The following is a 23,762-nucleotide window of genomic DNA, read 5'->3' as shown; positions in this document are numbered from 1 at the left end:
CCCCTTATTGCTGGTACTTGCCCAGGAAGTTTCCGAGCCGGCCCATGGCGTCTTCCAGCGTGTCCTCCCGGGGCAGAAAAACCACCCTGAGGTGCTGCTTGTCATCGATATTAAACGCCGAGCCCTGCACCAGAAGGATTTTTTCCTGCAGAAGCAGATCCAGTACCAGCTTTTCATCATTAACGATGGGGAAGCGCTTGGGATCCAGCTTCGGGAACAAGTAGAGGGCGCCCTGGGGTTTAACGCAGCTTACGCCCGGAATATTGTTGAGCATCCGCCAGGCCGTCTCCCGTTGCTCGTAGAGCCGACCGCCCGGGGCTACCAGATCATTGATGGACTGGTAACCACCCAGTGCTGTCTGAATGGCCAACTGGGCCGGCACGTTGGCACACAGGCGCATGTTTGAGAGCATCTCAATTCCCTCAGTCAGGTCTTTGGCGCGGTGTTTGGCGCCACTGATAATCATCCAGCCCGAGCGGTAACCAGCCGCCCGGTAATTTTTTGACAGTCCATTATAGGTGAAGAACAGAACATCATCGGCCAGCGAAGCGGTGGAAATATGCTGGGTTCCGTCGTAGAGAATTTTATCGTAAATCTCGTCGGACAGAACGATCAGGCTGTGCTTTCGGGCAAGCTCGATCACCTGTTCAAGCAGTTCTTTTGAGTAGACGGCACCGGTCGGATTGTTCGGGTTAATCAGCACAATCGCCCGCGTACGACGGGTAATTTTCTTCCGAATATCATCGATGTCCGGAAACCAGTCCTGCTGTTCGTCACAGCGGTAGTGCACCGGTTTGCCACTGGACAGGGTCACAGCTGCTGTCCAGAGCGGGTAATCCGGAGCCGGGATCAATACTTCATCGCCGGTATTGAGCATGGCCTGCATGGTCATGACGATCAGTTCACTGACGCCGTTGCCAAGGTAGATGTCGTCAATATCGACCTTGTCGATACCCCGCTGCTGGCAATAGTGCATTACAGCCTTGCGGGCGGAAAACAGGCCCTTTGATTCCACATAGCCCTGGGCAAGGTGCATGTTGTAGATAACGTCTTGCTGGATTTCTTCCGGCACATCCAGCTCAAATGTAGCGGGGTTGCCGATGTTCAGCTTGAGGACCCGGTGGCCTTCCTCTTCCAGTCGGCGTGCTTCCCGCAGAACTACGCCACGTATTTCATAGCACACGTTATCCAGCTTGGCGGATTTATGGTAGTTCTGCATAGGACCCGGGCTTCCTTCTTTGTGAGATCGGAACATGACACCTGCCAAAACGACAGCCCTTTATTCTAGCGGAGCGGAGGGCGGCGGCAACAGGGGAATTATGATGAATTGTGTCGTGTTCAGGCAGATTTACAGTGCAAAGCTGAACCGGTTTGTAAAAGTGCCTCCTGGAAGGCCTGCAGGACATGGTTTTTCTTAACCTGATTGTGCACAATGGAATTGTGCAAAATATAAATCTCTCATAGGAGAAAATGATGGCTGGTGACACGATATACGACTTCGAAGTGCGGGATATCCAGGGCAATGAGAAAGGCATGGCGGACTATAAGGGAAAGGTACTCCTGATTGTGAACACCGCCAGCAAGTGCGGCTTCACACCGCAGTTCGAGGGTCTTCAATCGCTCCACAAGGAACTGGGGAATAAGGGTTTCGAAGTGCTCGGCTTTCCCTGCAACCAGTTCCTCAATCAGGATCCGGGCAATGACGACGCGATCAACCAGTTCTGTAGCCTCAACTATGGCGTCGACTTCCCGATGTTCTCCAAGATCGAAGTCAATGGCGATGGAGCCCACCCGCTGTTCCGGTTTCTCAAGCGCGAGGCCAAAGGTCTGATGGGATCGGAAAAAGTGAAATGGAACTTCACCAAGTTCCTGGTGGGCCCTGATGGCAAAGTAGTCCGTCGCTACCCACCCACAACCAAACCCGAGGATATCCGGGCTGACATCGAGAAATTATTGCCAGCATGACAGCAGAGACTGACCCATTGAGCGATAGGCTGGATCTTGATAACCAGATCTGCTTCGCATTGTACGCTGCAAACCGGGCGGTAACGGCTCGTTACCGCCCGTTGCTAGCGGACCTAGGCCTCACATACCCGCAGTATCTGGTGATGCTGGTGCTTTGGGAGCAGGCAAGAAGTGGACGGCTAACCAGGGTTTCTGATCTGGGGGCGCGCCTTCGGTTGGACTCGGGCACCCTGACCCCGCTGTTGAAGCGCCTGGTGGACCGTGGACTGGCCATCCGGCAACGGAGCCAGGATGACGAGCGGGTGGTAACAGTAGCGCTGACCGAAGCCGGGCGGGACTTGCGAGAGCAAGCCGAGCAGATTCCCGGGCGCCTCTTGTGCAGCATTGAGGTCGAGCCGGACCGGCTGGTTGCGCTCCGTGATGAGCTCAGGCAGGTCCTGAGTGCTCTTGAGCAGCAGGTGGCCGCCAGCGATTAATCACAGCCCTGAGTTCGTCACGTTTATAGGGTTTGGTGATGTAATCATTCATTCCTGATGCCAGGCAGTCCTCCCTGTCGCCTTGCATTACGTTGGCGGTGACGGCAATGATGGGGAGGTTCTTCCAGGTCGGGTTCTGCCGTATCCGTTGTGTTGCCTCATAGCCATTCATTATCGGCATCTGGCAGTCCATCAGCACCATGTCATAGTGCCTTTGCTTCAGCGCTTGGATGGCCTTCTGGCCATTCTCTGCGTGATCTGTCCGGTGGCCGAGCTTTTTGAGCAAGCTACTGGCTACCAGTTGATTGACCTGATTGTCCTCTACAAGAAGGATCGACAGTGGTTGATCAGTTTCGGATTGCGATGGCTCCGGAGTGATGCCAATGCGATTGTTCCTTGAAACCGCACCTTCTGCATCCGCGGGCCCGACAAGATGAACCGGCAGCGGCAGGGTAACGGTGAAGTGGGTGCCGCTGCCCTCGAGTGAGTCCACGAGGATCTGGCCATGCATTCGTTCCACCAACTGGCGACAGAGGGTCAGACCCAGGCCGGTCCCGCCATAAAGCCGGGTGGTGTCTGCGTCGGCCTGTGAGAAAGGTGAGAATATCCTGTGCAGGCCCTCTTTGGACATGCCAATCCCGGTATCTACCACCTCGATTCTGAGACTGCCGCCAGAATAACCTGCCCGGATTCGGACGCCGCCCTCTTCCGTAAATTTGATGGCGTTGCTCAACAGATTGTTGAGCACCTGCCGCACCCGAGTCGGGTCGCCCAGAAAGCTCTCCGGGAGGTCCGGATCTATTTCGTTAATCAGGTAGATGCCCTTAAGCCGAGCTTGCTGGGCATGGAGCGTTGCGCATTCCTCCGTCAGCTGCCGGACACTGAACGGGATGTTTTCGAGGCTCAGCTTGCCAGCTTCGACCTTTGAAATGTCGAGGATGTCGTTCAGAAGTTCCAGCAGGCTCTCACCGGCCGTCAGTGCAATCTGCAGCCGGTTCCGCTCAGCGGCATCAAGATTTCCCTCCAATGCGAGCCCAAGCATACCCAGTACGCCATTCAGAGGAGTACGAATTTCGTGGCTCATGCTTGCCAGGAAGTTGGCCCTGGCTCGGGCGCGGCGTACGGCGTCTTCCTTGGCTTTTACCAGGGCACGGTTACCTTTTTGCAGAGCCTGATTTTTTTCGGAAATTTCCCGGGTACGGTCTTCCACTTCTTGCTCAAGTTGAGCGGAATAATTCTTCATGGCGCTCTCGGCATGGCGCAGTTGCGCCAGACTGGAGTCAATGGTTTCGAGGTGCTGGTTGATAATGCCAACCATGCTTCCGATCTCGTCGTCCCGGTGGTTGCGTGGTATCGGTAACCTGACTTTCTCCGGAGAGCTGGCGCGCACCTGGCTGAGTGCGCTGATCACGTTGAGCATGGGGCGGGTGAGCACGAAATAGAAAATCATGAGCAGTGCGGCGGACAGAATAAGGCTTTTGAAGAGCCCGCTCATGAGAGTGTAACCGGCCCGCCAAAGAAACTGAGAGCCATAGTGAAAGGTATCGATGGTGAGAACGAGTTCTCCGAGCGGCAGGTCCTCAAGCTGAGGGACCCTCAGCTCTTGCCTGAAAACCTGGTCTGAGCCGAACAGAAGGTCGCTGACCCAGCGGTAGGGAGATTCCGGACTGCTCTTGCTGGAGGCAGCCATGGTCTGGTTATCGTTATCGACAATGCGGGCATCAATCGTTGCCGGGTGCCTGAGAAGGCCATCCAGCAACTCTTCCGCCAATCGCACGTCGATGTTGTAGGCAATCTGGGAGGCGGGGCTGTTACTGATATCGACCAGAGCATGGATCTCGCTTCCCATGGATTCCCGGGCGCTGTAATAATCCAGGGTGATCTGGACTACATTGAGCACCAGTCCCAGGGCCATGGCAACCAGAACGGTGTCACGGGTGAGTCGGTAGGAAAGCCGCTGCTTGAAGCGTTTGCTCACGGGTATTCAATGTCTCTGTTGGCGGGCCTGTTATAGCAACGGCCCGATCTGTGCCTTCAGTCGTCGTAGTCGGCCTTCTTCCGCCACTCATCATCGTGGAGGAAGGTGTCCCATTCGCGGTCCAGTTTGGACTGGGATTCCTGATGCTGGCCGTCTTTGCCTTCTGCGCTCATTGCCTCCAGTTCCTTGATGCGGGTCCGGAAGCTCTTGACCGCTTTCATGGCAAGGGGGTTGTCCCGGGACTTTCCCATTTCGGTGCTGGCCAGATGGTAGGCATGGATCGCCTTGCGGATCTGGTTCTGGCGGACATAATCCCGGGCATGGAACACGTGCAGGTCGGCGTGGGTCTTGTGAACCAGAAACAGGACATACTTGAGGTTCTTTTTCGCTGAGCCAGCGTCAATCCTGCCACTTTTGTGCATTCCCTCGATCATCTTGAAGAGGTTCTGAAGCAATTCTTTGACGTAATTGGACTTCTCGGGAGAGTCGATCTTGACCGGTGTTGTTGAGTCCCGTTTTTCCAGGATCTGATTTTTCAGATCTGCGGCAGACTCCTGCCACTGTTGGACCGGAAGGTTGGACTTGAGCCCCGCAAGCTCGGCACAGGCTTCTTCCATGCGTTTGATCAGCAGGAGCTTAAGGTCGGCGGTCAGGTATTGGCCGGGAATCTCGGAGAGAAGACGAAAAGCGCGGTTGTATGCGTCCTCCTGTGCGGTGATTTTCCGGGCCCGCTCAATTCGGGCGCGCTCCCGCATCTGACTGAGGACAATAATGATAATCGAGACGGTAACAATGGCCGCCAGTAAAAGGACAATGGTAGTGGTATCCATTTTGTCAGTCACAACTCCGGCTGCAGGATCAAAAGACGGCGGGTGAGCAAGCCCGGCCTCAACATACCGATATTATTCAGCAAGTATCCGAAAGACTAGCAGAAATACGGCGTTGAATCCGTTTTGAAATGTGAACGTTCGTATTGCTTATTGATTACGTGAATTTACCGTATCATATATATTATCCTCGTGAATGAGGGTTATTTTATCCCGATAATATGGTGTTCCGGAGTTGTTTGTGGATATTTCCCGTGTTGATCTGAACCTGCTTGTTTACCTGGACGTGTTGTTGCGGGAGCGGAATGTTACCAAGGCGGCCAACCACCTAGGCATTACCCAGCCTGCAATGAGTAACGGGTTACGACGGTTGCGTGATCTGTTCAGCGATCCGTTGCTGGTGAGAACCAGTGAGGGTATGACAGCCACGGAAAGAGCCCGAGAGTTGCAACCGCTGGTACGGAGGGTTCTATCCGATATCGAGCAGGCGGTTCAGGAGAAGACCCCGTTCTCGGCCCTGGACAGCCAGCGAGTGTTCAGGATTATGGCCAGTGATTACGCCGAGTCATGTCTGATGCCCCGGGTGCTCAGGCGCATCCGGCAGGAAGCGCCACACGTGACCCTGGACGTGCTGACCCCGAGCGATGTCAGCTTCCTAGATGTCGAGCAGGGCAGGCTGGATATGGCTATTAACCGGTTCGACAAGATCCCCCAGTCCTTTCACCAGAAAACCCTTTGGATAGAGTATTTTGCCTGCCTGATGAATGCTCGCAATCCGTTGCTCAGAGAGCCGTTCACGCTGGATACCTATCTGGATGCCAGTCATATCTGGGTCAGCAAGACTGGTTTCGGGGTAGGTGTAGGGGTCAACCCGAAGGATGTCCAGCGCCTTGGCTGGGTTGACGAAGCCCTGTCCAGAATGGGACGCAAGCGCCAGATTTCCGTGTTCACCCGGCATTATCAGGTAGCCATGCTGCTGGCGGAACAGCATGACCTGATTGCCACCTTACCCTCCCGAGCAGCCTGGCTGCAGAGAGACAATCCGAACCTGGTGGTAAAGGTGCCGCCGTTCGAAATTCCGCCATTCGAGTTAAAAATGGCCTGGAGCCCGTTGTTGCAACACAACGCGGACCATCAGTGGCTACGCAAATTGATAGCCGAAGTGGCCAGTGACGTAGATACCGAATTTGCCCCGTTCGGGGCGAGATTTGAGGCGCCGGATACGCTGCAGGCCCATCACTCAGAGCGGTAATTCCCGTAACTCCAGGGAAGGGCGGGCAGCATCCCACATGCGCTGGAAATTCTCAGCGAGCAGTTTTACCCTGCCACTGTCGGAGAACTTGGCGAAACCTTCTGGTTTGTCGAAATCATGCCGGTAAACCACACCCTCCCGGTCTGCGAGGATGAACGGCCGATCTTCCACTGGGTAATCGTCATTGACCAGGCGCAGCTCCATCCGGCTTGGCAGCCGGCGCATGAGTTCGACCAGCTTGTGGCGGCGCTTCACCAGCGGCTTGTCATCGTGAATCAGCAGGCGCACCTCACTGAGCCGATGGCGGCGGGCGAGCGCAGAGACCAGCTCCCGGAAGCGGTGGCGATCGTAAAGATCATGCTCCAGCAGGCGATCATACAACCAGATGCGCTGACCCGCTTGGCCAACCACCGAATCCATCAGGCTGATTAGCCGCCTTTCGCTGTCAAACAGCCAGGAGTCCTCGTCAGTGCCCAGGATCATGGGCGCCGTCTTCCTGGGAAGGACATCGTTGGCCAGTTCCGGTGCCAGGCAGCGCATGCCGTAGTGGGGGATGCCGGCATCGTCGTAGACATCCGAACACACGTGAAAGCCTGAACGCTGGTAAAAAGGAATCGCGTGCTCCTGGGCGGAGAGTCTGAGTTCGGAAAAGCGCCCAGCAGACTCGGCAATCAGATGCCGGAGCAGGGCCTCACCAATGCCTCGGCCACGATATTCAGGCAGGATCGCCATGCGCCCGATATGGCCGGTCTCTTCCAGAGTTGAGAACAATCGGGCCACACCTGCGGGTGTGTTATCTGGCAGAACTGCCAAATAGTGGTCCGCAATTTCATCGGTTTCATCCCACTCCAGCTCTGGAGGAACCTTCTGCTCGTCGATAAAAACCTTTTGCCGGATATCCTGGATCGATGCCGGGGCCAGTTGCCAACTGTATTTTCTGAATCGGATATTCATACCCAAGCCTGAGAAGGCGAGTGGATGGGCCCTGACAAAATCGTGCGGAGCCATGGATGGCGGAGCCGAGCGTACATGGACGTATTTACAGCGTATTTTGTCAGGGCCCATCCACTCGCCGTAACCCGCCAATGTTCAGTTTTACTCGAAGTACACAGAACCCTGATTGTAAAGCGTGGTCAGAAGACCGAGCAATGCCTCGTCGCCGGCAAAGCGGGCCAGGGCCGGCATATTGATTCGGGCGGCGGAACACAGCAGCGGGGCGAGAGGGCGGGCATCCCCTTTGAGCAGGAACTGCTCTCCGTCCACGAACAGCGCCGTCTCGCTGTCAAAATCGTAATAGGCGAAGCGGGAGCCTTCGTTCCAGCGCAGCTGTTCGCCGGCATGAATCGCTTCAGCAATATCCCCGGCATCGGCCGGTTCGTCCGCCGGAACCACAATATCCATACTCTTCGGTGCGGTGGAATACTGGCCAAACCATAGCGTTAGCTGCTGGCGATCGCCAAGTTTCTCCCGGATAACGCCTTCCAGGCGGTCGACAACGTCGGGCAGGATTGTGCCCGGGTTGTCCTGAACCTGCAGATCCGGGTCGTTGAGGTGGTCCGCGGCATCTGACTGACTGCACAGAAAGTCAGTGAAACCGGTTAGCACATCGTCAATGGTCGGCGCGCGGAACCCTACTGACAGGGTAATGCAATCATCTTCTGCAATACCGTGATGTCCGATGCCCGGCGGCAGATACAGCATATCGCCGGGTGCCAGGGTGACGGTTTCTTCACCACTCCAGCTGCTCAGAATCCGGAGCGGGGTACCTTCCACTCTTGGCGAGGTGTGGTCGCAGTGGCCGCCAAAAGTCCAGCGTCGGCTGCCCTGAGCTTGCAGCAGGAAAACATCGTATTGGTCGTAGTGAGGGCCAACGCTGCCGCCTTTAGGGGCGTAGCTGGCCATGATGTCATCCACTCGCCAGTTGGGGATGAAGCGGAAGTGCTCCAACAGGTCGGCGATCTCCGGAACCCAATGGTCCAGACCCTGAACCAGCAACGTCCAGTCCTGCTCCGGTAGCGCGCTGAACCGGTCGGCAGAGAACGGGCCGTTGTGGAGTTGCCAGGGTTTGCCATCGTCGTTTTCAATGACAATTCGGGACTCCACGCCTTCTTCACAGGCAAGGCCCGCGAGCTCATCTGCGCTGACCGGGCACTGGAATCCGGGAAATGCCTGACGGATGACAAGGGGCTTCTTTTGCCAGTAATCCCGCAGAAATTCAGAGGGCGTCAGTCCGCCAAGCATGTCCATGGGTGTGCTCCCGGTTTCAGATGTTTTGTGCCTGAGCAATGGCGTTGCCGATATAGCTGCCCGGTGTCAGCGCCATCAGCTCCGCCTTGGCTTGCTCTGGAATATCAAGACTCTCTACGAAATTCTTGATCAGTTCCGGCGTCATCGCCTTGCCACGGGTCAATGCCTTGAGCTTTTCATAGGGCTTTTCGATGTTGTAGCGGCGCATCACCGTCTGAATTGGCTCGGCGAGCACTTCCCAAGCGTGGTCGAGATCGTCATCAAGACGGGATGGATTGATTTCGAGCTTGCCAAGACCCTTGAGGCTGGCCTCATAGGCGATCAGGCTGTGGGCAAAGCCGACGCCCAGGTTGCGGAGCACCGTGGAATCGGTCAGGTCCCGCTGCCACCGTGAAATCGGCAGTTTGGCTGACAGATGGCTGAACAGCGCATTGGCAATGCCAAGGTTGCCCTCGGAGTTCTCGAAGTCGATCGGGTTGACTTTGTGGGGCATGGTCGAGGAGCCGACTTCGCCTTCTACGGTCTTCTGCTTGAAGTAGCCGAGGGAAATGTAGCCCCAGATGTCCCGGTCCAGGTCGATCAGAATGGTGTTGAAACGGGCGATGGCATCGTACAGTTCGGCGATGTAATCGTGTGGCTCGATCTGGGTGGTGTATGGGTTCCAGTCAAGGCCGAGGCTCTCGATAAATTCCTTGGCGTTCTGCGCCCAATCGATTTCCGGGTAGGCCGAAAGGTGGGCGTTGTAGTTGCCGACTGCACCGTTGATCTTGCCCAGCAGTTCGGTCTCACGAACCTGTTTGACCTGCCGACGTAGTCGGTGGACGACATTGGCCAGTTCCTTGCCGACGGTGGTGGGGGATGCAGTCTGTCCGTGAGTTCGGGAGAGCATGGGCTGTTCAGCGTGATCGTGGGCCAGCTGCACCAGCTTGTCGACGACCCGATCCATGGCGGGCAGCATGCCGTGATCCAGGCCCTCCCGCAGCATCAGGGCATGAGACAGATTATTGATGTCTTCGGAGGTGCAGGCAAAGTGAACAAACTCGGTAACCGCGTGCAGCTCCGCAACGCTGGCGATTTTTTCCTTGATGAAATACTCCACCGCTTTCACGTCGTGATTGGTGGTGCGTTCGATCTCCTTGATGCGCTCGGCGTCCTCCAGACTGAATTCGCTCACCATGCGGTCAAGCGCGGCATTGGCCTCGGCTGAAAAAGCAGGCACTTCGGTGACGCCGGGATGATCCGCCAGTTTCTGCAGCCACCGGATCTCGACGGTCACGCGGTTCCTGATCAGGCCATATTCACTGAAGATTTCTCGGAAGACGCTGACCTTACTGCCGTAGCGTCCGTCGACCGGGGAAATGGCGGTCAGGGCGTTGAGTTCCATCGAAAACCTCTCAAGTCATCAAAGAATCGGGTCAAAAGAAATATAGGGGGTGCATATCATACACCAGCGCAGGCACTGAATCAGCGCTGTCAGTGGTACAGGGAGCGATTCGCTTCCTCGACCAGTTCCTGGGCGAGCCGGATAACCTTCTTGCGGGAAAAAATCAGTTGCCAGCGTCGCCCGCCAGTCTGGCGCCAGAGCACTGCCGAGCGTATCCCCGCGAGTAGAAGGGCCCGAACCTTCGCTGCATTTTCCTCCTGCTGCAGGATCGAGGGGTTGCCACTAACCTGGATGCGCATCCGGAAGGTGCTGATGGTATCGGCGTAAACCGAGCCGAGGTTGCTGATCAGGTTGGGGTGGGTATAGCCGAAGTGGCTGGCGGTGTGCCGGGCCTGATCGATTCGGCTGCCGATCACGTCCAGCATGTCTGACCGGCGATTCAGCTTGGATTCCAGTTGAATCAGGTTGAGGGCATAGCGAAGCACTTCAATTTCCTGCTGCTTGCTCTGCTGGCTGAGCACGGAAGAAAGCGTTACCAGACCTTCCTGAATATCCCTGAGTTCTCCGCCATACACATCCAGGGTGTTCTCCGGATTCGTTGCAAACAGGGAGCGAATGGACGTTTCCAGACTGGACAGATTGCACTGGCCACTGTGCGCAATCTGCTGAACCAGGTTGGCGGCCTGGAAGACCCCGGCCAGGGCGAGGGTCTGGTCTTTTAGAGAGCGGCTCATACGGCTTCTTCCTGAGTCTGCGCTCCGGTGAGGCGAGCAGGGAGGGGATCGCCATCACGCCAGGTTTCCTCTATAACACCCCCGCCGAGACACACCTCCCCGTCGTAAAAGACAACGGATTGTCCCGGCGTGACTGCCCGTTGGGCATCACCAAAATCGACCCGTGCGCCACCGTCAATGACCGAAACCTGACAGTCCTGATCCGGCTGCCGGTAGCGGGTTTTCGCGCTGCAGCGGAAGGACTCAGCGGGAGGCTGGCCGGCGATCCAGTCTACCGGGCCGGATACCAGGCCTCGGGAGAACAGCAGGGGATGATGCTTGCCCTGAACGGCAATGAGCACATTGCGGCTGAGGTCCTTTTCCGCCACATACCAGGGTTCATCACTGAATTCGCTGAGGCCACCGATGCCGAGGCCCTGGCGCTGGCCAATGGTGTGGTACATCAGGCCCTGGTGGCGGCCTATTTTCTGGCCATCCGGGGTTTCGATATCGCCGGGCTGAGCGGGCAGGTACTGTTTCAGAAAGTCCCGGAATTTGCGCTCACCAATAAAGCAGATGCCGGTGGAGTCTTTCTTGTCGTGGGTCACGAAGCCCTGCTGTTCGGCAATACGGCGCACTTCCGGCTTCTCCAGCTCGCCCACGGGGAACAGAGTTCGTGCGATGCGGTCGCCTGAGACCGCGTGCAGGAAATAACTCTGGTCTTTGTTCGGGTCCAGTCCTTTCAGCAGCTGGGCCTTGCCCTGTGAACCTGCAAGGGGGCGCTGGCGTGCGTAGTGGCCGGTGGCTATATAGTCGGCGCCCAGGGTGATGGCGTAGTCCAGAAAGGCGCGGAATTTGACTTCCTTGTTGCATAGAATGTCCGGGTTCGGGGTGCGGCCTGCCTGGTATTCCGAAAGGAAATGCTCAAACACCCGATCCCAGTACTCGGCGGCGAAACTGGCAGTATGCAGCTTGATGCCAATGACATCGGCGACGGCCTGGGCGTCCGCCAAGTCAGTCATGGCGGTGCAGTATTCGGTGCCGTCGTCCTCATCCCAGTTCTTCATGAACAGGCCTTCAACCTGATAACCCTGATCCTTGAGCAGCCAGGCGGCCACGGAAGAATCCACACCGCCGGACATGCCGACGATCACGCGGGTGGTGGTTGGACTGGTTGAAGAATGAGCTTCAAAGGCGTTGGTCATGACAGCGTCGCTACCGGTTAAAAAACCGCGAGTTTACCATTTTCCTAGTACGCCGTCTTTGAATCGACGACCACGTCCAGCGGGAACTGGCGGCCATTTCGGTAATCTTCTATACACTGCAGGACAAGCGGGCTGCGAAGTTTTTCGCCGAGGCCACGAATTTCGTCAAGGGTCAGCCAGTGGGCGGCAATGATACCGTCGTCCAGACGGTCTGAAATCTTCGCTCCGGCTTGGGCCGCGTAACAGAACCGATAATAGGTAACGCCATTGGCCGGCGCCTTGTAGGTGTAGATGCCCAAGAAATGTATCGGGTCAACCTCCCAGCCGGTCTCTTCCAGAGCTTCCCGGCGAACGGCGTCAAGAATGGCCTCGTCTTCCTCGATATGGCCGGCGGGCTGATTGAACACAACCTTGCCACCGCTGAGTTCCTCCACCATGAGAAATCGTCCGGCCTGATCTTCAACAATAACCGCTACAGTGGCATGGGGTGTCCAGGTCATGACTTTCTGGTTCTCCGGGATCGGGCCCCGGGTCCGGTTTGACCGGGGCGGGATTTGGTATTTGAGCCGGCCGGCAGGTTAACGGTGACTTTCCGGTATTCGCCGGATTTCAGACCATTCAGGGTCCAGTCACCGATGCGGTAACGGATCAGCCGCAGTGTCGGGAAGCCCGCCGCGGCAGTCATTCGCCGAACCTGACGGTTCCTGCCTTCGGTAATGGTCAGCTCCAGCCAGCTGGTTGGAATGGTATCGCGGTGCCTTACAGGAGGTACCCGGGGCCAGATGGCCGGAGCGGGCATTCTTGTTGCCTTTGCTGGCCGGGTGGGGCCATCGTTCAGTTCGACACCTTCCGCCAGACGTTTCAGGGCGTCATCTGAAATCTCGCCTTCTACCTGTACCCAGTAGGTCTTGGGCATCTTCAGTGCCGGCGACGCAATACGGTGCTGCAAGGCACCTTCGGATGTCAGCAGAAGCAGGCCCTCAGAATCGTAATCCAGTCGACCGGCCGGATACACCCGGGGAATTTTCAGGTAGTCGGCCAGCGTGGCACGCGGCGAACTCCCTCCGGCAGCGCCGTCGTCGGTGAACTGGCTCAGGACCTGAAAAGGTTTGTTAAAAAGAATGAGCTCAGCCATGCAATTACAGATTTCCAGAAGTTGCAGTGTGCTTAAGAGAGAGTAGGGTACTTCAACGGCGAGGGCTGACAAAGCCTGATTGCCGTCGTTAGCAGAGAGGTCAGCTTTTCAGGGATAAAAATAACCCCCACCAGCTTCCGCCGGTGGGTGTCAGGCTCCAGATGTCAGAACAGGTCAGCCGTTTACTGCTCGGGGCGGATAACCGTCCCGGCCGGATTCCTGTCGCTCCGATTGTTCTGCAGAGTCGCTTTCGGCACCTGTCTCGGCCTTGCTGGCGGGCTGCTCATCCGGAATGATGTTGACTGCGTGAATGCCCTTGTCGCTTGGTTTTTTGTCAAAGGATACGGCCTGACCTGCTTTCAGGGTCTTATAGCCTTCCATTTGGACCGACGAGAAGTGAGCAAACAGATCGTCACTGCAACCATCCTCGATGATGAACCCGTACCCTTTGGCATTGTTGAACCACTTGACTTTGCCTCTTGGCATGATGAACTCCCCTGTTCTTTTGCTGTCACTATTCTTGTTCGTGGTGTTTGCCTTTCGGCCGTCGCACTTTCGGTCCGAATCCCGTTACACAAACATTGCATGGATTTACATTATTTTACAATGCAGGTTAACTTTCGGCCAATCGTTGCGTCGAGTCAATAGTTTCTATGCCGGGAATGTGTGGTTGAACGCAGTCTGGAAGCGGTATCATGTTCGTATTGATAAATATCTCATGCCCTGCTTGAAAACCCGGGGGCCGACATCCACCTTTAGATAGACAGGAGCACCGATAAACCGGTTAGGAATGATGCGGACTATCGAAAATTCTCTACTAGTATTAAATCAGGGGGAGGACGAACAGCCGGGGCGGCAAGATGGCCTCAGCGTTGCTCCCGAAAAGCCAGCTCTCAAGCGCCCGGCGCGATACAGGGTGGTGCTCCTGAATGACGATTACACACCCATGGATTTCGTTGTGGATGTGCTGATGACGTTCTTTGGAATGAACGAGGAAAAGGCGACGCAGGTGATGCTGCTCGTCCATACGCAGGGAAAAGCTGTATGCGGGGTATTTACCCGGGACATCGCGGAAACAAAGGCGGCACAGGTGAACCAGTATTCCTCGGAATGCGAACATCCGCTCCTTTGCGAGATTGAACGTGCGGACTGAAAGACGTTGGGGTGGCCCATGCTGAGTAAAGATCTGGAAATTACGCTGAACACGGCTTTCAAGAATGCCCGCGATAAACGTCATGAGTTCATGACGGTGGAGCATTTATTGCTGGCCCTGCTCGATAACGAATCGGCAGTGGGCGTTCTGAAGGCCTGTGGTGCAGACCTCAAGCGACTTCAGGAGGAACTGGTCGAGTTTGTTGACTCAACAACACCATTGATTCCGAGCAGCGACAGTGAGCGGGAGACCCAGCCCACGCTGGGCTTCCAGCGAGTGCTGCAACGGGCGGTGTTCCATGTGCAGTCCTCGGGCAAGAAAGAGGTAACCGGGGCCAATGTACTGGTCGCTATTTTCAGCGAGCAGGAAAGTCAGGCAGTGTATGTGCTCAAGAAACAGAGCATTGCCCGCATTGATGTGGTCAATTTCGTCTCTCATGGAATCTCCCGGGTTCAGGGCGCCGAGGATCAGGAGAGCCATGATCAGGCGTCTCATGATGAAGCCGGAGAGGAAGGCGGCCATTCCAAGCCATTGGAAAGCTACGCAACCAATCTCAATGAGCAGGCCCGTCAGGGCCGGATTGATCCGCTCATTGGCCGCGAGCACGAGGTTGAGCGGGTAGTACAGATCCTGGTGCGTCGTCGCAAGAACAATCCATTGCTGGTCGGGGAGGCCGGCGTAGGCAAGACCGCCATCGCTGAAGGGCTTGCCAAGAGAATTGTGGATGGTCAGGTGCCGGATATCATTTCCGATGCGGTGGTTTACTCGCTGGATCTGGGTGCATTGCTGGCGGGCACCAAATATCGCGGTGATTTCGAGAAGCGCCTGAAAGGGCTGCTGGCGGAACTCAAGAAGGAGAGCCACGCCATTCTGTTTATCGACGAGATCCACACAATTATCGGTGCCGGTTCTGCATCCGGTGGCGTGATGGACGCTTCCAATCTGTTGAAGCCGATGCTGAGTTCCGGAGAGATCCGGTGCATTGGCTCCACCACGTTCCAGGAGTTCCGGGGTATCTTTGAGAAAGACAGCGCTCTGGCTCGTCGCTTCCAGAAAATTGATGTCAACGAGCCCAGCGTCGAGGATACCTACCAGATCCTCAAAGGCCTGAAGCCGAACTTCGAGAAGCACCACGATCTGAAGTATACGGACAAGGCTTTGCGGGTTGCCGCAGAGCTCGCGGACCGGTATATCACTGATCGCCATCTGCCGGACAAGGCCATTGATGTGATCGACGAGGCAGGTGCCCGGCAGCGATTGCAGCCGGAGGGCAAGCGCAAGAAAACCGTCGATGTCACTGATATCGAGGATGTGGTTGCGAATATTGCCCGTATTCCGCCGAAGAACGTCTCTACCAGTGACAAGGACCTGCTCCGGAATATCGAGCGGGATCTCAAAATGGTGGTGTTTGGTCAGGATCCGGCCATCGAGTCTCTTTCTACTTCCATCAAGCTGGCTCGCGCTGGCCTGAAGGCGCCCGAGAAACCCGAAGGTGCGTTTCTGTTCGCGGGGCCGACGGGTGTCGGTAAAACCGAGGTGACTAAACAGCTTGCCAAGGTTCTGGGTATCGAGCTGGTGCGTTTCGACATGTCCGAGTACATGGAGCGCCATACTGTCTCAAGACTCATTGGTGCGCCGCCGGGCTATGTCGGTTATGACCAGGGAGGTCTGCTGACGGAGTCTGTCACCAAGCACCCCCATTGTGTGTTGTTGCTGGATGAAATCGAGAAGGCCCATCCGGAAGTCTTCAACCTGCTTCTGCAGGTAATGGATCACGGTACCCTGACTGATAACAACGGCCGCAAGGCGGACTTCCGCCACGTAATCCTGGTGATGACAACCAATGCCGGGGCAGAAAGCATGGCCCGTCGTTCGATTGGCTTCAGTGAGCAGGATCACAGCACCGATGGCATGGAGATTATCACCAAGACCTTCACGCCGGAGTTCCGCAACCGTCTGGACGGTATCATCCAGTTCGGCGACCTGCAGAAGGAAACCATCACCCATGTGGTGGACAAGTTCCTGACCGAATTGCAGGCGCAGCTGGACGAGAAGCATGTTGTGTTGCATGTCGATGATGCTGCGAAATCCTGGCTGGCAGACAAAGGCTACGACGTCACCATGGGTGCCCGTCCAATGTCCCGTCTGATTCAGGACAAGATCAAGCGGCCACTGGCTGAGCAGATCCTGTTCGGGCGCCTGTCGGAGAAGGGCGGGGATGTATATATCCATCTCCGTGACGACGAGCTGGTGTTCGAGTACGAGGACGAGCCGGCGGAAGCCGTCTGAGTATGAGGCGATGACGTAAAGAAAAACCGCCGTCCGGGTAACCGGGCGGCGGTTTTTTTATGGCCTAAAAACCCAGAAGGGGATTTTCAGATGTCACATGCGCCTTAACGGGCGCGGTACACAATGCGGCCCTTGCTCAGGTCGTAAGGAGTCAGCTCAACCTTGACCTTGTCGCCTGTCAGGATGCGGATATAGTTCTTGCGCATCTTGCCAGAGATGTGAGCCGTCACAACATGACCGTTGCTCAGCTCAACTCGGAACATAGTGTTTGGAAGGGTGTCGATAATAACGCCTTCCATTTCAATGGCATCTGATTTCGGCATTCAGTAGAAACCTCGTTAGGGTATGGTTCTCGTGATTTTAAATTGCGCAATTCTGCCTTATTTATCCGCGTTTGGCAAAGTCAGCCCGCATCCAGCTCACGCCACTGGCCGTCGCGGAGGGCTTCAATGGGTCGGAAACGGGTTTTATAGTTCATTTTCCGGCACTGTTTGATCCAATACCCGAGGTACAAATGTGGTAGGCCCCTTCGGCGGGCCTCCTCAATTTGCCAAAGGATGGCAAATGTACCAAGACTGCGATCCTCCATTTCAGGCTCGAAAACAGTATAGATGGCAGACAGGCCGTCATCCAGCAAGTCTACGGCTGCCAGACTCACCAGATTATTGTCCTTACGAATTTCCAGAAACCACGAATCGGTGGCACCGTCTACCAGGAACGAGGTGAACTGCTCCCGGGACGGCGGGTACATATCGCCGTCTTTGTGCCGTTTCTCGATATAGGTGGCATAAAGTTGATAATACCTTTCGGTAAAGGTAGCCGGTACAAGCATGCACTCCAGGTCATCGTTTTTCTTCAGAACCCGTCTCTGGCTGCGGTCGGGTTCGAAATCGTCTACTTTAAGGCGTACGGGGATGCAGGCATTGCAGTGCTCACAGTGAGGGCGGTAATAATGGCCGCCACTGCGGCGAAAGCCGAGGGCAGTGAGCTGGCTGTAGAGTTTTTTGTCGATATGGGCTCGCGGGTCCACGAACATGGTGGTTGCCTCGCGGTCTGGCAGGTAACTGCAATCGTGAGGCGGGGTTGCAAAGAACACCAGGGTTCTGAGATTGCTCATTCACTCCTCCGGCCCGGGCCATTGCCAGTGGAAGGTCCAGTCAGTCTGATCCGGCTTCTGATCGATGTTCCCCCTGAGTATAGATAAAAACTCTTCCCGGGGAATTGTTTTGGCACCCATAGTCAGTAGGTGGCGGCTTTCCACCTGGCAGTCCATAACCCGGTAGCCCCAGGCGTCGAGCTGATGTGCAAGGTGGACCATAAGGACTTTGGAGGCGTTGGTTTCCAGGGAGAACATGGACTCGCCAAAGAAGCACAGGCCTATGCCGAGGCCGTACATCCCGCCGGCGAGATCACCCCGATGGTTCCAGATTTCAATGGAGTGGGCCACCCCCATTCGGTGCAGTTCGGCGTAGCTGGCGATCATTTCTTCGGTGATCCAGGTGCCCTCGGCGCGGGTGGAGGCGCATAGACGGATAATCCGGCCGAAGGCCTGATCGGCAGTTACCTGAAAGTGTTGTTGGTTCAGGGTGCGGCGGAGGCTTCGGGATACGTGGATATCGTTTGGGAACAGCACGCATCGGGGGTCGGGGGACCACCAGAGTATGGGTTGCTCGTCGCTGTACCACGGGAAGATGCCGTTTCGGTAGGCGAGTATAAGTCTGTCTGTGGAGAGGTCGCCGCCGAGCGCCAGGAGGCCGTCCGGATCGTCCAGGGCTTCGCTGGCAGGGGGGAACCAGAGTTGGTCAGGGTCTAGCCAGGGTAGTGAGGTCATCCATATCCGGTATTTGCTCAGATTTTCAAACTGATTTCGTGATGATCGGACTTTGGAGTCGCGCCCGGGAGGGTCAGCCTTCTGAAACACGCTGTGAATACTTCCCTGTACGCTTGGCTCCGCCATCCATGGCTCCGCACAGTTTCAGAAGGCTGGCCCTCCCGGCCTCGATCAGCTTCCGTGTTGTCTTCTGAAAGACTAGATCAATCTTGCTGATCCAGAAACTTTTCGGCATCGAGTGCCGCCATGCAGCCGAAGCCGGCGGAGGTGACGGCCTGGCGGTAGACGTGGTCGGCTACGTCGCCGGCGGCGAAGACGCCGGGGATGCTGCTCTGGGTGGCCATGCCTTCAAGGCCGGAGCGGATGCGGATGTAGCCGTTTTCCATGTCCAGTTGGCCCTGGAACAGGTCGGTGTTTGGCTTGTGACCTATGGCAATGAACACGCCAGCCAGTTCCACGTCTTGCGTCGAACCATCCTTCATGCTTTTGATGCGCATTCCGGTTACGCCGGTGCCGTCGCCCAGGACTTCGTCGAGGGTGTGGTCCCAAACAATCTTGACGTTGCCGTTTTCGGCTTTTTCGAACAGCTTGTCCTGGAGGATTTTTTCGGCGCGCAGGCTGTCGCGGCGGTGTACCAGAGTGACTTCGTCGGCGATGTTCGAGAGGTAGAGCGCCTCTTCAACGGCGGTATTGCCGCCGCCGATGACGGCGACTTTCTGTTTCTTGTAGAAGAAGCCGTCACAGGTGGCGCAGGCGGAGACGCCCTGGCCTTTGAATTTTTCTTCGGATTCGAGGCCGAGGTACATGGCGGAGGCGCCGGTTGCGATGATCAGGGCGTCGCAGGTGTACTCGCCGCCGTCGCCCTTGAGGCGGAAGGGCCGGTTCCGCAAATCGGCTTCGTTAATGGTGTCGTAAACGATGCTGGTTTCAAAGCGCTCGGCGTGTTTGAGCATGCGCTGCATCAATTCTGGGCCCTGTACGCCGTCGTTGTCGCCGGGCCAGTTGTCCACGTCGGTGGTGGTGGTGAGCTGGCCGCCGACTTCAATACCGGTAATCAGGGTCGGGTTCAGGTTGGCGCGGGCTGCATAGACAGCTGCGGTATAGCCTGCGGGACCGGAACCGAGGATGATCAGTCGGGAATGTTTGGTGTCGCTCATTGAAAAATCTCTCACTAAAAAACCGTACGTTGCCGAGCCCGGTTTCAGGGCCAGACGCTTCGGGGAAAGGTGGAAAGGCTAACATGAATGCAGCGGTCTGCCATTCGTTTTGGCCAATTCCGCTTATAAAACCTCGCTATTTACTCAAGCACTGAAACGGTTGCCAGTAGCTGTCGGACCCTTTCTGCGCTTTTACCGGTCTCGCCCTGTTCCAGGCGGTGTTCCGCTACTGTCGGAAATACGGCCTGAATATCATCGGGCAAAACGTGATGGCGGCCATCCATCAGGGCCCAGGCCTTGGCGGCACGAACCAGTCCCAGTCCGGCCCGGGGTGAAAGACCGTAAAGAAGGCCGGGCATTCTGCGACTTTGTTCCAGTAGCCGTTGAACATAATCAAGCAGCGCGGAGCTGGCGGTTATTCGGGTTACGCCTTCCTGAAGGGTTTTCAGGTCTGCCTGGGAGAGCAGGGTCGGGAGTTTTTCGGTCATGACGCGACGGTCTTCACCCTCGAGCAATTCACGCTCGGCCCTCGGGTCCGGATAACCAAGGCGTAACCGCATCAGGAACCGGTCCAGTTGAGACTCCGGTAGAGGATAGGTGCCGCCCTGTTCGATAGGATTCTGGGTGGCAATCACGAAAAACGGGTGGGGCAGTGGCCGGGTTTCCCCCTCAATGGATACCTGGCGTTCTTCCATGGCCTCAAGCAGGGCGCTCTGTGTGCGCGGTGATGCCCGGTTGATCTCATCGGCCAGTACCACCTGGGCGAAGATCGGTCCGGGATGGAATACGAGGCTTCCTGCCTGTTTGTCATACATTGAGTAACCGAGAACATCTGCAGGGAGCAGGTCGTTGGTGAACTGAATCCGCTGATAACTCAGCCCCATCACTTTGGCCAGGGCGTGGGAGAGGGTGGTTTTACCCATGCCGGGAATGTCTTCAATCAGCAGGTGGCCCCGGGCCAGAAGGCCGCAGAGAGCGAGGCGCACCTGCTGATCCTTGCCCAGAAGTATCTGGTTCAGTTCACTGACAACGGTATCGACCAGATGTCTCATTCCGGGCTCAGTCCCTCACGCGTTTGAGAATATCGCTGTAAGCGTCAATCCTGCGATCTCTCAGATACGGCCAGATGCGACGAACCGATTCACTTCGGTTGCGATCAAGTGTTACCGCCAGAATGCATTCGGAACTATCATCGGCCCGGGCAAGGAACTCGCCCTGAGGCCCGCAAATGAAACTGTTACCCCAGAATCGGATGCCATCGCTCTGCCCGGAAGGGTCCGGTTCGGTGCCAATGCGGTTTGGCGCGACGACAGGCAGGTTGTTGGCCACCGCATGGCCTCGTTGCACGGTTACCCAGGCTTCCAGCTGCCGCGCCTGTTCGTCGGGGTCGTCAGTGACATCCCAGCCGATGGCAGTGGGATAGATCAGTATCTCGGCGCCGGCAAGGGCCATAAGTCGGGCGGCTTCCGGGTACCACTGGTCCCAGCACACCAGGACGCCCAGCCTGCCCACGGAGGTATCAATGGGAGTAAAACCGCTGCGGCCATCGTTGAACTGCGCGTCACCTGGAGTGAAGTAAAACTTTTCGTAGAAGCCGGGGTCATCCGGAATGTGCATTTTCCGGTAAATTCCTGCCACGGAGCCATCTTTCTCAAACACCACGGCGGTGTTGTGGTAGACACCGTTCATCCTGCGTTCAAAGATGGAGCCTACCAGGACAATGCCCAGCTCACGGGCGAGATCAGAGAGTCTCTGGCTGGTGGGCCCGGGTATGGACTCTGCCAGTTCGAAAACCGAGGTGCATTCGGTCTGGCAGAAATACAGGGTGGCATGGAGCTCTTGCAGAATGACCAGGTCGGCCCCGTTTGCCGCGGCTTCCCGTACCAGCTTTTCCGTGACGGCCAGGCTGGCAGCTTTGTCTGGACTACACGCTTGCTGGATGGCGGCGATCGCGATCTGGTTGCCGGTCGTCTTGTTGCTCATGGAGTGACGACTCCGGCCGGAATTTGCATGGTAACGCAGTGAAGGCTGCCATGCTGATGAATAAGGGCCCGGCAATCAATCGGCACAACGTCACGGGAAGGGAAAATCTTCTTCATGACCGCAATTGCCTCCTCGTCCTGGGCAACTCCGTAGACCGGAAGCAGAACCGCGTCGTTAATGATCAGAAAGTTCGCATAGGTGGCAGGCAGGCGTTCTCCGCGTTCATCGCGGATTGCCTCCGGCCAGGGCAGAGCTGTCAGCTTGTAGGGTGTACCGTCCGACTGGCGGAATTCCAGCAACTCTTCCTCCATGGCAGCCAGAGCGCTGTAGTGTTCGTCCGCGACATCCGGGCAAGCCACATAGCAGATGTGGTCCGGGGCGCAGAATCTGGCCAGCGTGTCTATGTGGCTGTCGGTGTCGTCTCCTTCGAGGAATCCGTGGTTAAGCCAGAGAATACGAGTAACGCCAAGAACCTCGGCAAGCAACTGCTCGATTGCGGTCCGGTCCACAGAAGGGTTTCGGGTGGGGGTCAACAGACACTCAGAGGTGGTTAGCAGGGTGCCCAGGCCATCGGATTCGATGGAGCCACCTTCCAGAACAAAGTCGACCTGCTGCATCGGGGTGGTGCCGAATACGCCGGCGTTGGCCAGGTGCTGGTTGAGGGCGTCGTCTTTCTCGAAGGGAAATTTCCCTCCCCAGGCATTAAAGCGGAAATCTAGCAGCGCCGGACCGTCATCGGTTGCGATGGTAATCGGGCCATGATCCCGGGCCCAGGTGTCGTTTGCTGGCGCCGGAACTGTGTGTACCCGACCCGGAAAGCCGTTTTCCTCAGCGTACTGGTTCAAATCCCTGTCTAGCTCCTGCAGACGGGCGACGTACTCGCAGCTTATCACCAGGTTCTCATAGCGAAGTATGGCCCTGGCAATGTCGAGAAATACCGGCTCGACCTCATCAAGTATATCTGCCCAGTCTGTCCCGGGGTGAGGCCAGGTCAGCAATACGGCACTCTGGGGAGCCCATTCGGCGGGCAATACGCGTCTGGTTGTCACTTCACTGCCACCTTAACATCACAAAAGACGCTATTCTAACCAACGGTCGGTTGAACGTCAGGACATGAGCGGGGAATTTCAGGCCTTCGCGGGCCGCTATCGATTATTCAGCGATTGTGCTTGAGAACGGTATGGATTACCCGATCATTTTCGAAATAAACCACGAAATTCTGGTAGTCCCACTGACTGATGGGAGGTTGGCCAACCGGACCTCGAGTCTCCAGAGGGGAGCCCCAGGAGGCTCGGACCGAAGCCTGGCTCATGCCAGTGCCAGGGACGTGTGCCTGGTCGCGGTCTGCCTGGGTTCCCACCGGGACGCGGATTTCCTCTGCAACCGCCGATACAGCCGGAACAAGGCTCAGGGCGGTAGACAGAGCCAGTGCGCCGAGCAGAATCCTGTTTTTTCTCATTGATCAATCTCCATTAATGCTGTTGTCCACCGAAAATTCGTTCTGGAAGACATGGATAAAGCGTAATATCCGAAAAAGATTAGCAAAAGTCATCCATTTTTCCCCACTCTACTCTTTTTGTCGCTGGCGAATCTGCCACCGCATCACATGCCGAGCGATCTGCTGGCGATCGCTGTCATCGATCCGGGTAAATTCGGTGTGGACCCTTGCCCCACCTGAAGAGTCGGGGTGTACCTCCAGTACCTCGGCGATAGCTTGAGGCTGGAAAAGTTCTGGCGGAAGTGTCATACGAATGGCTAGCCGGTCCCCCGGTTGCCAGGCAGGCGTGCTGCTTGAGAATGACAGGCCGCCCTCGCTCAGGGTCACATCCTGCCAGTCCTCCGGTTGCAACGGATTTTGCTCAAAGGTCATAATGCGCGCAAGCGTATCCAGCTTGCCGTTCAGGGATTTGATGAGTCCGGTAAGTAGCCGGTCTCTCTCGGCAAGGCTGGCAAGCTGGGACTTAACGTCCTGATCCAGCCGCCTGAACTCCGCTTTCAGGCTTTCAAGATGGTCGCCGTCGAAAAGATCTGCATCCAGAGGGGTGTCGGGCGCCAGCTTGCGGATTTCCAGGCCGATACGGTCTTCAATGCGGAAAAAGTCCCGGCGCTCGGGTGAGGAATTCACCGGTTCGCTGGGGATGTTAGGTGACTGCATCTAGGCTCCGGA

25 protein-coding genes are annotated in these 23,762 nt (G+C 56.6%); 5 read left to right on the top strand and 20 right to left on the bottom strand.

Going from position 1 to position 23,762, the window contains the following annotated elements; genetic code table 11:
* Positions 1-4 precede the first annotated feature (4 nt).
* The gene (locus ACN0XM_RS10855) at positions 5-1,219 is read right to left on the bottom strand and encodes a pyridoxal phosphate-dependent aminotransferase (protein WP_417566945.1); all 1,215 of its coding nucleotides are present in this window, start codon (positions 1,217-1,219) and stop codon (positions 5-7) included.
* Between the two features lie 254 nt (positions 1,220-1,473).
* Between ACN0XM_RS10855 and ACN0XM_RS10850 the strand changes: the two genes are divergently transcribed.
* Both ACN0XM_RS10850 and ACN0XM_RS10845 read left to right on the top strand, forming a co-directional pair.
* Positions 1,474-1,965 carry a glutathione peroxidase gene (locus ACN0XM_RS10850; RefSeq protein WP_417567091.1) on the top strand — a complete coding sequence of 164 codons (492 nt, stop codon included), beginning with the start codon at positions 1,474-1,476 and terminating at the stop codon, positions 1,963-1,965.
* Positions 1,962-2,441 (top strand): MarR family winged helix-turn-helix transcriptional regulator, encoded by a 480-nt coding sequence (locus ACN0XM_RS10845; RefSeq protein WP_417566944.1) that lies wholly within the window; start codon positions 1,962-1,964, stop codon positions 2,439-2,441. The genes ACN0XM_RS10850 and ACN0XM_RS10845 overlap by 4 nt, the downstream gene beginning before the upstream one ends.
* On the opposite strand, the gene ACN0XM_RS10840 is transcribed toward ACN0XM_RS10845, so the two are convergent.
* Complete coding sequence (locus tag ACN0XM_RS10840; protein ID WP_417566943.1) at positions 2,392-4,419, bottom strand: ATP-binding protein; 2,028 nt, start codon at positions 4,417-4,419, stop codon at positions 2,392-2,394. The genes ACN0XM_RS10845 and ACN0XM_RS10840 overlap by 50 nt on opposite strands.
* 56 nt (positions 4,420-4,475) lie before the next feature.
* Positions 4,476-5,249 (bottom strand): hypothetical protein, encoded by a 774-nt coding sequence (locus ACN0XM_RS10835; RefSeq protein ID WP_417567090.1) that lies wholly within the window; start codon positions 5,247-5,249, stop codon positions 4,476-4,478.
* A gap of 238 nt (positions 5,250-5,487) precedes the next feature.
* On the opposite strand from ACN0XM_RS10835, the gene ACN0XM_RS10830 reads away from it, so the two are divergent.
* Positions 5,488-6,498, top strand: coding sequence for a LysR family transcriptional regulator (locus ACN0XM_RS10830; protein ID WP_417566942.1), 1,011 nt, complete (start codon positions 5,488-5,490; stop codon positions 6,496-6,498).
* Here ACN0XM_RS10830 and ACN0XM_RS10825 read toward each other — a convergent pair.
* The 8 genes from ACN0XM_RS10825 to ACN0XM_RS10790 form a co-directional block, all read right to left on the bottom strand.
* A complete protein-coding gene (locus ACN0XM_RS10825; RefSeq protein WP_417566941.1) occupies positions 6,487-7,452 on the bottom strand; it encodes a GNAT family N-acetyltransferase in 966 nt (321 codons plus the stop codon). The two genes, ACN0XM_RS10830 and ACN0XM_RS10825, sit on opposite strands and share 12 nt — an antisense overlap.
* A 141-nt stretch (positions 7,453-7,593) precedes the next feature.
* Complete coding sequence (locus ACN0XM_RS10820) at positions 7,594-8,745, bottom strand: JmjC domain-containing protein (RefSeq protein WP_417566940.1); 1,152 nt, start codon at positions 8,743-8,745, stop codon at positions 7,594-7,596.
* 16 nt (positions 8,746-8,761) lie between these two features.
* On the bottom strand, positions 8,762-10,129 hold the full coding sequence (gene purB, locus ACN0XM_RS10815) for an adenylosuccinate lyase (protein ID WP_417566939.1): 1,368 nt from the start codon (positions 10,127-10,129) through the stop codon (positions 8,762-8,764).
* An 89-nt stretch (positions 10,130-10,218) separates the two neighbouring features.
* Positions 10,219-10,863, bottom strand: coding sequence for a high frequency lysogenization protein HflD (gene hflD, locus ACN0XM_RS10810; RefSeq protein WP_417566938.1), 645 nt, complete (start codon positions 10,861-10,863; stop codon positions 10,219-10,221).
* Complete coding sequence (mnmA, locus tag ACN0XM_RS10805) at positions 10,860-12,047, bottom strand: tRNA 2-thiouridine(34) synthase MnmA (RefSeq protein ID WP_417566937.1); 1,188 nt, start codon at positions 12,045-12,047, stop codon at positions 10,860-10,862. Before mnmA ends, hflD begins: the two co-directional genes overlap by 4 nt.
* A gap of 44 nt (positions 12,048-12,091) precedes the next feature.
* Positions 12,092-12,547, bottom strand: coding sequence for an NUDIX hydrolase (locus tag ACN0XM_RS10800; protein WP_417566936.1), 456 nt, complete (start codon positions 12,545-12,547; stop codon positions 12,092-12,094).
* Positions 12,544-13,182: a pseudouridine synthase gene (locus ACN0XM_RS10795; RefSeq protein ID WP_417566935.1), complete on the bottom strand. Its 639-nt coding sequence runs from the start codon at positions 13,180-13,182 to the stop codon at positions 12,544-12,546. The genes ACN0XM_RS10800 and ACN0XM_RS10795 overlap by 4 nt, the downstream gene beginning before the upstream one ends.
* Positions 13,183-13,356: 174 nt before the next feature.
* Complete coding sequence (locus tag ACN0XM_RS10790) at positions 13,357-13,668, bottom strand: cold shock domain-containing protein (protein WP_417566934.1); 312 nt, start codon at positions 13,666-13,668, stop codon at positions 13,357-13,359.
* Positions 13,669-13,975: 307 nt separating this feature from the next.
* On the opposite strand from ACN0XM_RS10790, the gene clpS reads away from it, so the two are divergent.
* A complete protein-coding gene (gene clpS / locus ACN0XM_RS10785; RefSeq protein WP_117620266.1) occupies positions 13,976-14,335 on the top strand; it encodes an ATP-dependent Clp protease adapter ClpS in 360 nt (119 codons plus the stop codon).
* A gap of 18 nt (positions 14,336-14,353) precedes the next feature.
* The gene (gene clpA, locus ACN0XM_RS10780) at positions 14,354-16,624 is read left to right on the top strand and encodes an ATP-dependent Clp protease ATP-binding subunit ClpA (protein ID WP_417566933.1); all 2,271 of its coding nucleotides are present in this window, start codon (positions 14,354-14,356) and stop codon (positions 16,622-16,624) included.
* A gap of 104 nt (positions 16,625-16,728) precedes the next feature.
* On the opposite strand, the gene infA is transcribed toward clpA, so the two are convergent.
* The 9 genes from infA to ACN0XM_RS10735 all read right to left on the bottom strand — a co-directional run bounded on the left by infA (position 16,729) and on the right by ACN0XM_RS10735 (position 23,750).
* Positions 16,729-16,947 carry a translation initiation factor IF-1 gene (infA, locus tag ACN0XM_RS10775; protein WP_008169200.1) on the bottom strand — a complete coding sequence of 73 codons (219 nt, stop codon included), beginning with the start codon at positions 16,945-16,947 and terminating at the stop codon, positions 16,729-16,731.
* A gap of 80 nt (positions 16,948-17,027) precedes the next feature.
* Positions 17,028-17,741 carry an arginyltransferase gene (locus ACN0XM_RS10770; RefSeq protein WP_417566932.1) on the bottom strand — a complete coding sequence of 238 codons (714 nt, stop codon included), beginning with the start codon at positions 17,739-17,741 and terminating at the stop codon, positions 17,028-17,030.
* Positions 17,742-18,455 carry a leucyl/phenylalanyl-tRNA--protein transferase gene (gene aat, locus ACN0XM_RS10765; protein WP_417566931.1) on the bottom strand — a complete coding sequence of 238 codons (714 nt, stop codon included), beginning with the start codon at positions 18,453-18,455 and terminating at the stop codon, positions 17,742-17,744. It lies immediately after the preceding gene.
* Between the two features lie 203 nt (positions 18,456-18,658).
* Entirely contained in the window at positions 18,659-19,612 is a 954-nt protein-coding gene (trxB, locus tag ACN0XM_RS10760; protein WP_417566930.1) for a thioredoxin-disulfide reductase, read from the bottom strand.
* 140 nt (positions 19,613-19,752) lie between these two features.
* Positions 19,753-20,664, bottom strand: a complete 912-nt coding sequence (locus ACN0XM_RS10755) for an AAA family ATPase (protein ID WP_417566929.1) — start codon at positions 20,662-20,664, stop codon at positions 19,753-19,755.
* A gap of 7 nt (positions 20,665-20,671) precedes the next feature.
* Positions 20,672-21,595, bottom strand: a complete 924-nt coding sequence (locus ACN0XM_RS10750) for a carbon-nitrogen hydrolase (RefSeq protein WP_417566928.1) — start codon at positions 21,593-21,595, stop codon at positions 20,672-20,674.
* Positions 21,592-22,644 (bottom strand): agmatine deiminase family protein, encoded by a 1,053-nt coding sequence (locus tag ACN0XM_RS10745; protein ID WP_417566927.1) that lies wholly within the window; start codon positions 22,642-22,644, stop codon positions 21,592-21,594. The genes ACN0XM_RS10750 and ACN0XM_RS10745 overlap by 4 nt, the downstream gene beginning before the upstream one ends.
* A gap of 107 nt (positions 22,645-22,751) precedes the next feature.
* On the bottom strand, positions 22,752-23,054 hold the full coding sequence (locus tag ACN0XM_RS10740) for a hypothetical protein (protein ID WP_417566926.1): 303 nt from the start codon (positions 23,052-23,054) through the stop codon (positions 22,752-22,754).
* 108 nt (positions 23,055-23,162) lie between these two features.
* Complete coding sequence (locus tag ACN0XM_RS10735; RefSeq protein ID WP_417566925.1) at positions 23,163-23,750, bottom strand: PilZ domain-containing protein; 588 nt, start codon at positions 23,748-23,750, stop codon at positions 23,163-23,165.
* Positions 23,751-23,762: the final 12 nt, after the last annotated feature.

The sequence above is a fragment of the Marinobacter sp. genome (assembly GCF_048269445.1).
Taxonomy (GTDB): Bacteria; Pseudomonadota; Gammaproteobacteria; order Pseudomonadales; family Oleiphilaceae; genus Marinobacter.
The sequence above is the reverse complement of the archived record's forward strand: the minus strand, read 5'-3'. Positions and strand labels throughout refer to the sequence as shown.

What these genes read in the sequence shown, in the direction of transcription:
- ACN0XM_RS10855 (WP_417566945.1), bottom strand. Translation starts at nt 1,219, where the DNA reads ATGCAGAACTACCATAAATCCGCCAAGCTGGATAACGTGTGCTATGAA.
- ACN0XM_RS10850 (WP_417567091.1), top strand. Translation starts at nt 1,474, where the DNA reads ATGGCTGGTGACACGATATACGACTTCGAAGTGCGGGATATCCAGGGC.
- ACN0XM_RS10845 (WP_417566944.1), top strand. Translation starts at nt 1,962, where the DNA reads ATGACAGCAGAGACTGACCCATTGAGCGATAGGCTGGATCTTGATAAC.
- ACN0XM_RS10835 (WP_417567090.1), bottom strand. Translation starts at nt 5,249, where the DNA reads ATGGATACCACTACCATTGTCCTTTTACTGGCGGCCATTGTTACCGTC.
- ACN0XM_RS10825 (WP_417566941.1), bottom strand. Translation starts at nt 7,452, where the DNA reads ATGAATATCCGATTCAGAAAATACAGTTGGCAACTGGCCCCGGCATCG.
- ACN0XM_RS10820 (WP_417566940.1), bottom strand. Translation starts at nt 8,745, where the DNA reads ATGGACATGCTTGGCGGACTGACGCCCTCTGAATTTCTGCGGGATTAC.
- purB (WP_417566939.1), bottom strand. Translation starts at nt 10,129, where the DNA reads ATGGAACTCAACGCCCTGACCGCCATTTCCCCGGTCGACGGACGCTAC.
- hflD (WP_417566938.1), bottom strand. Translation starts at nt 10,863, where the DNA reads ATGAGCCGCTCTCTAAAAGACCAGACCCTCGCCCTGGCCGGGGTCTTC.
- mnmA (WP_417566937.1), bottom strand. Translation starts at nt 12,047, where the DNA reads ATGACCAACGCCTTTGAAGCTCATTCTTCAACCAGTCCAACCACCACC.
- ACN0XM_RS10800 (WP_417566936.1), bottom strand. Translation starts at nt 12,547, where the DNA reads ATGACCTGGACACCCCATGCCACTGTAGCGGTTATTGTTGAAGATCAG.
- ACN0XM_RS10795 (WP_417566935.1), bottom strand. Translation starts at nt 13,182, where the DNA reads ATGGCTGAGCTCATTCTTTTTAACAAACCTTTTCAGGTCCTGAGCCAG.
- ACN0XM_RS10790 (WP_417566934.1), bottom strand. Translation starts at nt 13,668, where the DNA reads ATGCCAAGAGGCAAAGTCAAGTGGTTCAACAATGCCAAAGGGTACGGG.
- clpS (WP_117620266.1), top strand. Translation starts at nt 13,976, where the DNA reads ATGCGGACTATCGAAAATTCTCTACTAGTATTAAATCAGGGGGAGGAC.
- clpA (WP_417566933.1), top strand. Translation starts at nt 14,354, where the DNA reads ATGCTGAGTAAAGATCTGGAAATTACGCTGAACACGGCTTTCAAGAAT.
- infA (WP_008169200.1), bottom strand. Translation starts at nt 16,947, where the DNA reads ATGCCGAAATCAGATGCCATTGAAATGGAAGGCGTTATTATCGACACC.
- ACN0XM_RS10770 (WP_417566932.1), bottom strand. Translation starts at nt 17,741, where the DNA reads ATGAGCAATCTCAGAACCCTGGTGTTCTTTGCAACCCCGCCTCACGAT.
- aat (WP_417566931.1), bottom strand. Translation starts at nt 18,455, where the DNA reads ATGACCTCACTACCCTGGCTAGACCCTGACCAACTCTGGTTCCCCCCT.
- trxB (WP_417566930.1), bottom strand. Translation starts at nt 19,612, where the DNA reads ATGAGCGACACCAAACATTCCCGACTGATCATCCTCGGTTCCGGTCCC.
- ACN0XM_RS10755 (WP_417566929.1), bottom strand. Translation starts at nt 20,664, where the DNA reads ATGAGACATCTGGTCGATACCGTTGTCAGTGAACTGAACCAGATACTT.
- ACN0XM_RS10750 (WP_417566928.1), bottom strand. Translation starts at nt 21,595, where the DNA reads ATGAGCAACAAGACGACCGGCAACCAGATCGCGATCGCCGCCATCCAG.
- ACN0XM_RS10740 (WP_417566926.1), bottom strand. Translation starts at nt 23,054, where the DNA reads ATGAGAAAAAACAGGATTCTGCTCGGCGCACTGGCTCTGTCTACCGCC.
- ACN0XM_RS10735 (WP_417566925.1), bottom strand. Translation starts at nt 23,750, where the DNA reads ATGCAGTCACCTAACATCCCCAGCGAACCGGTGAATTCCTCACCCGAG.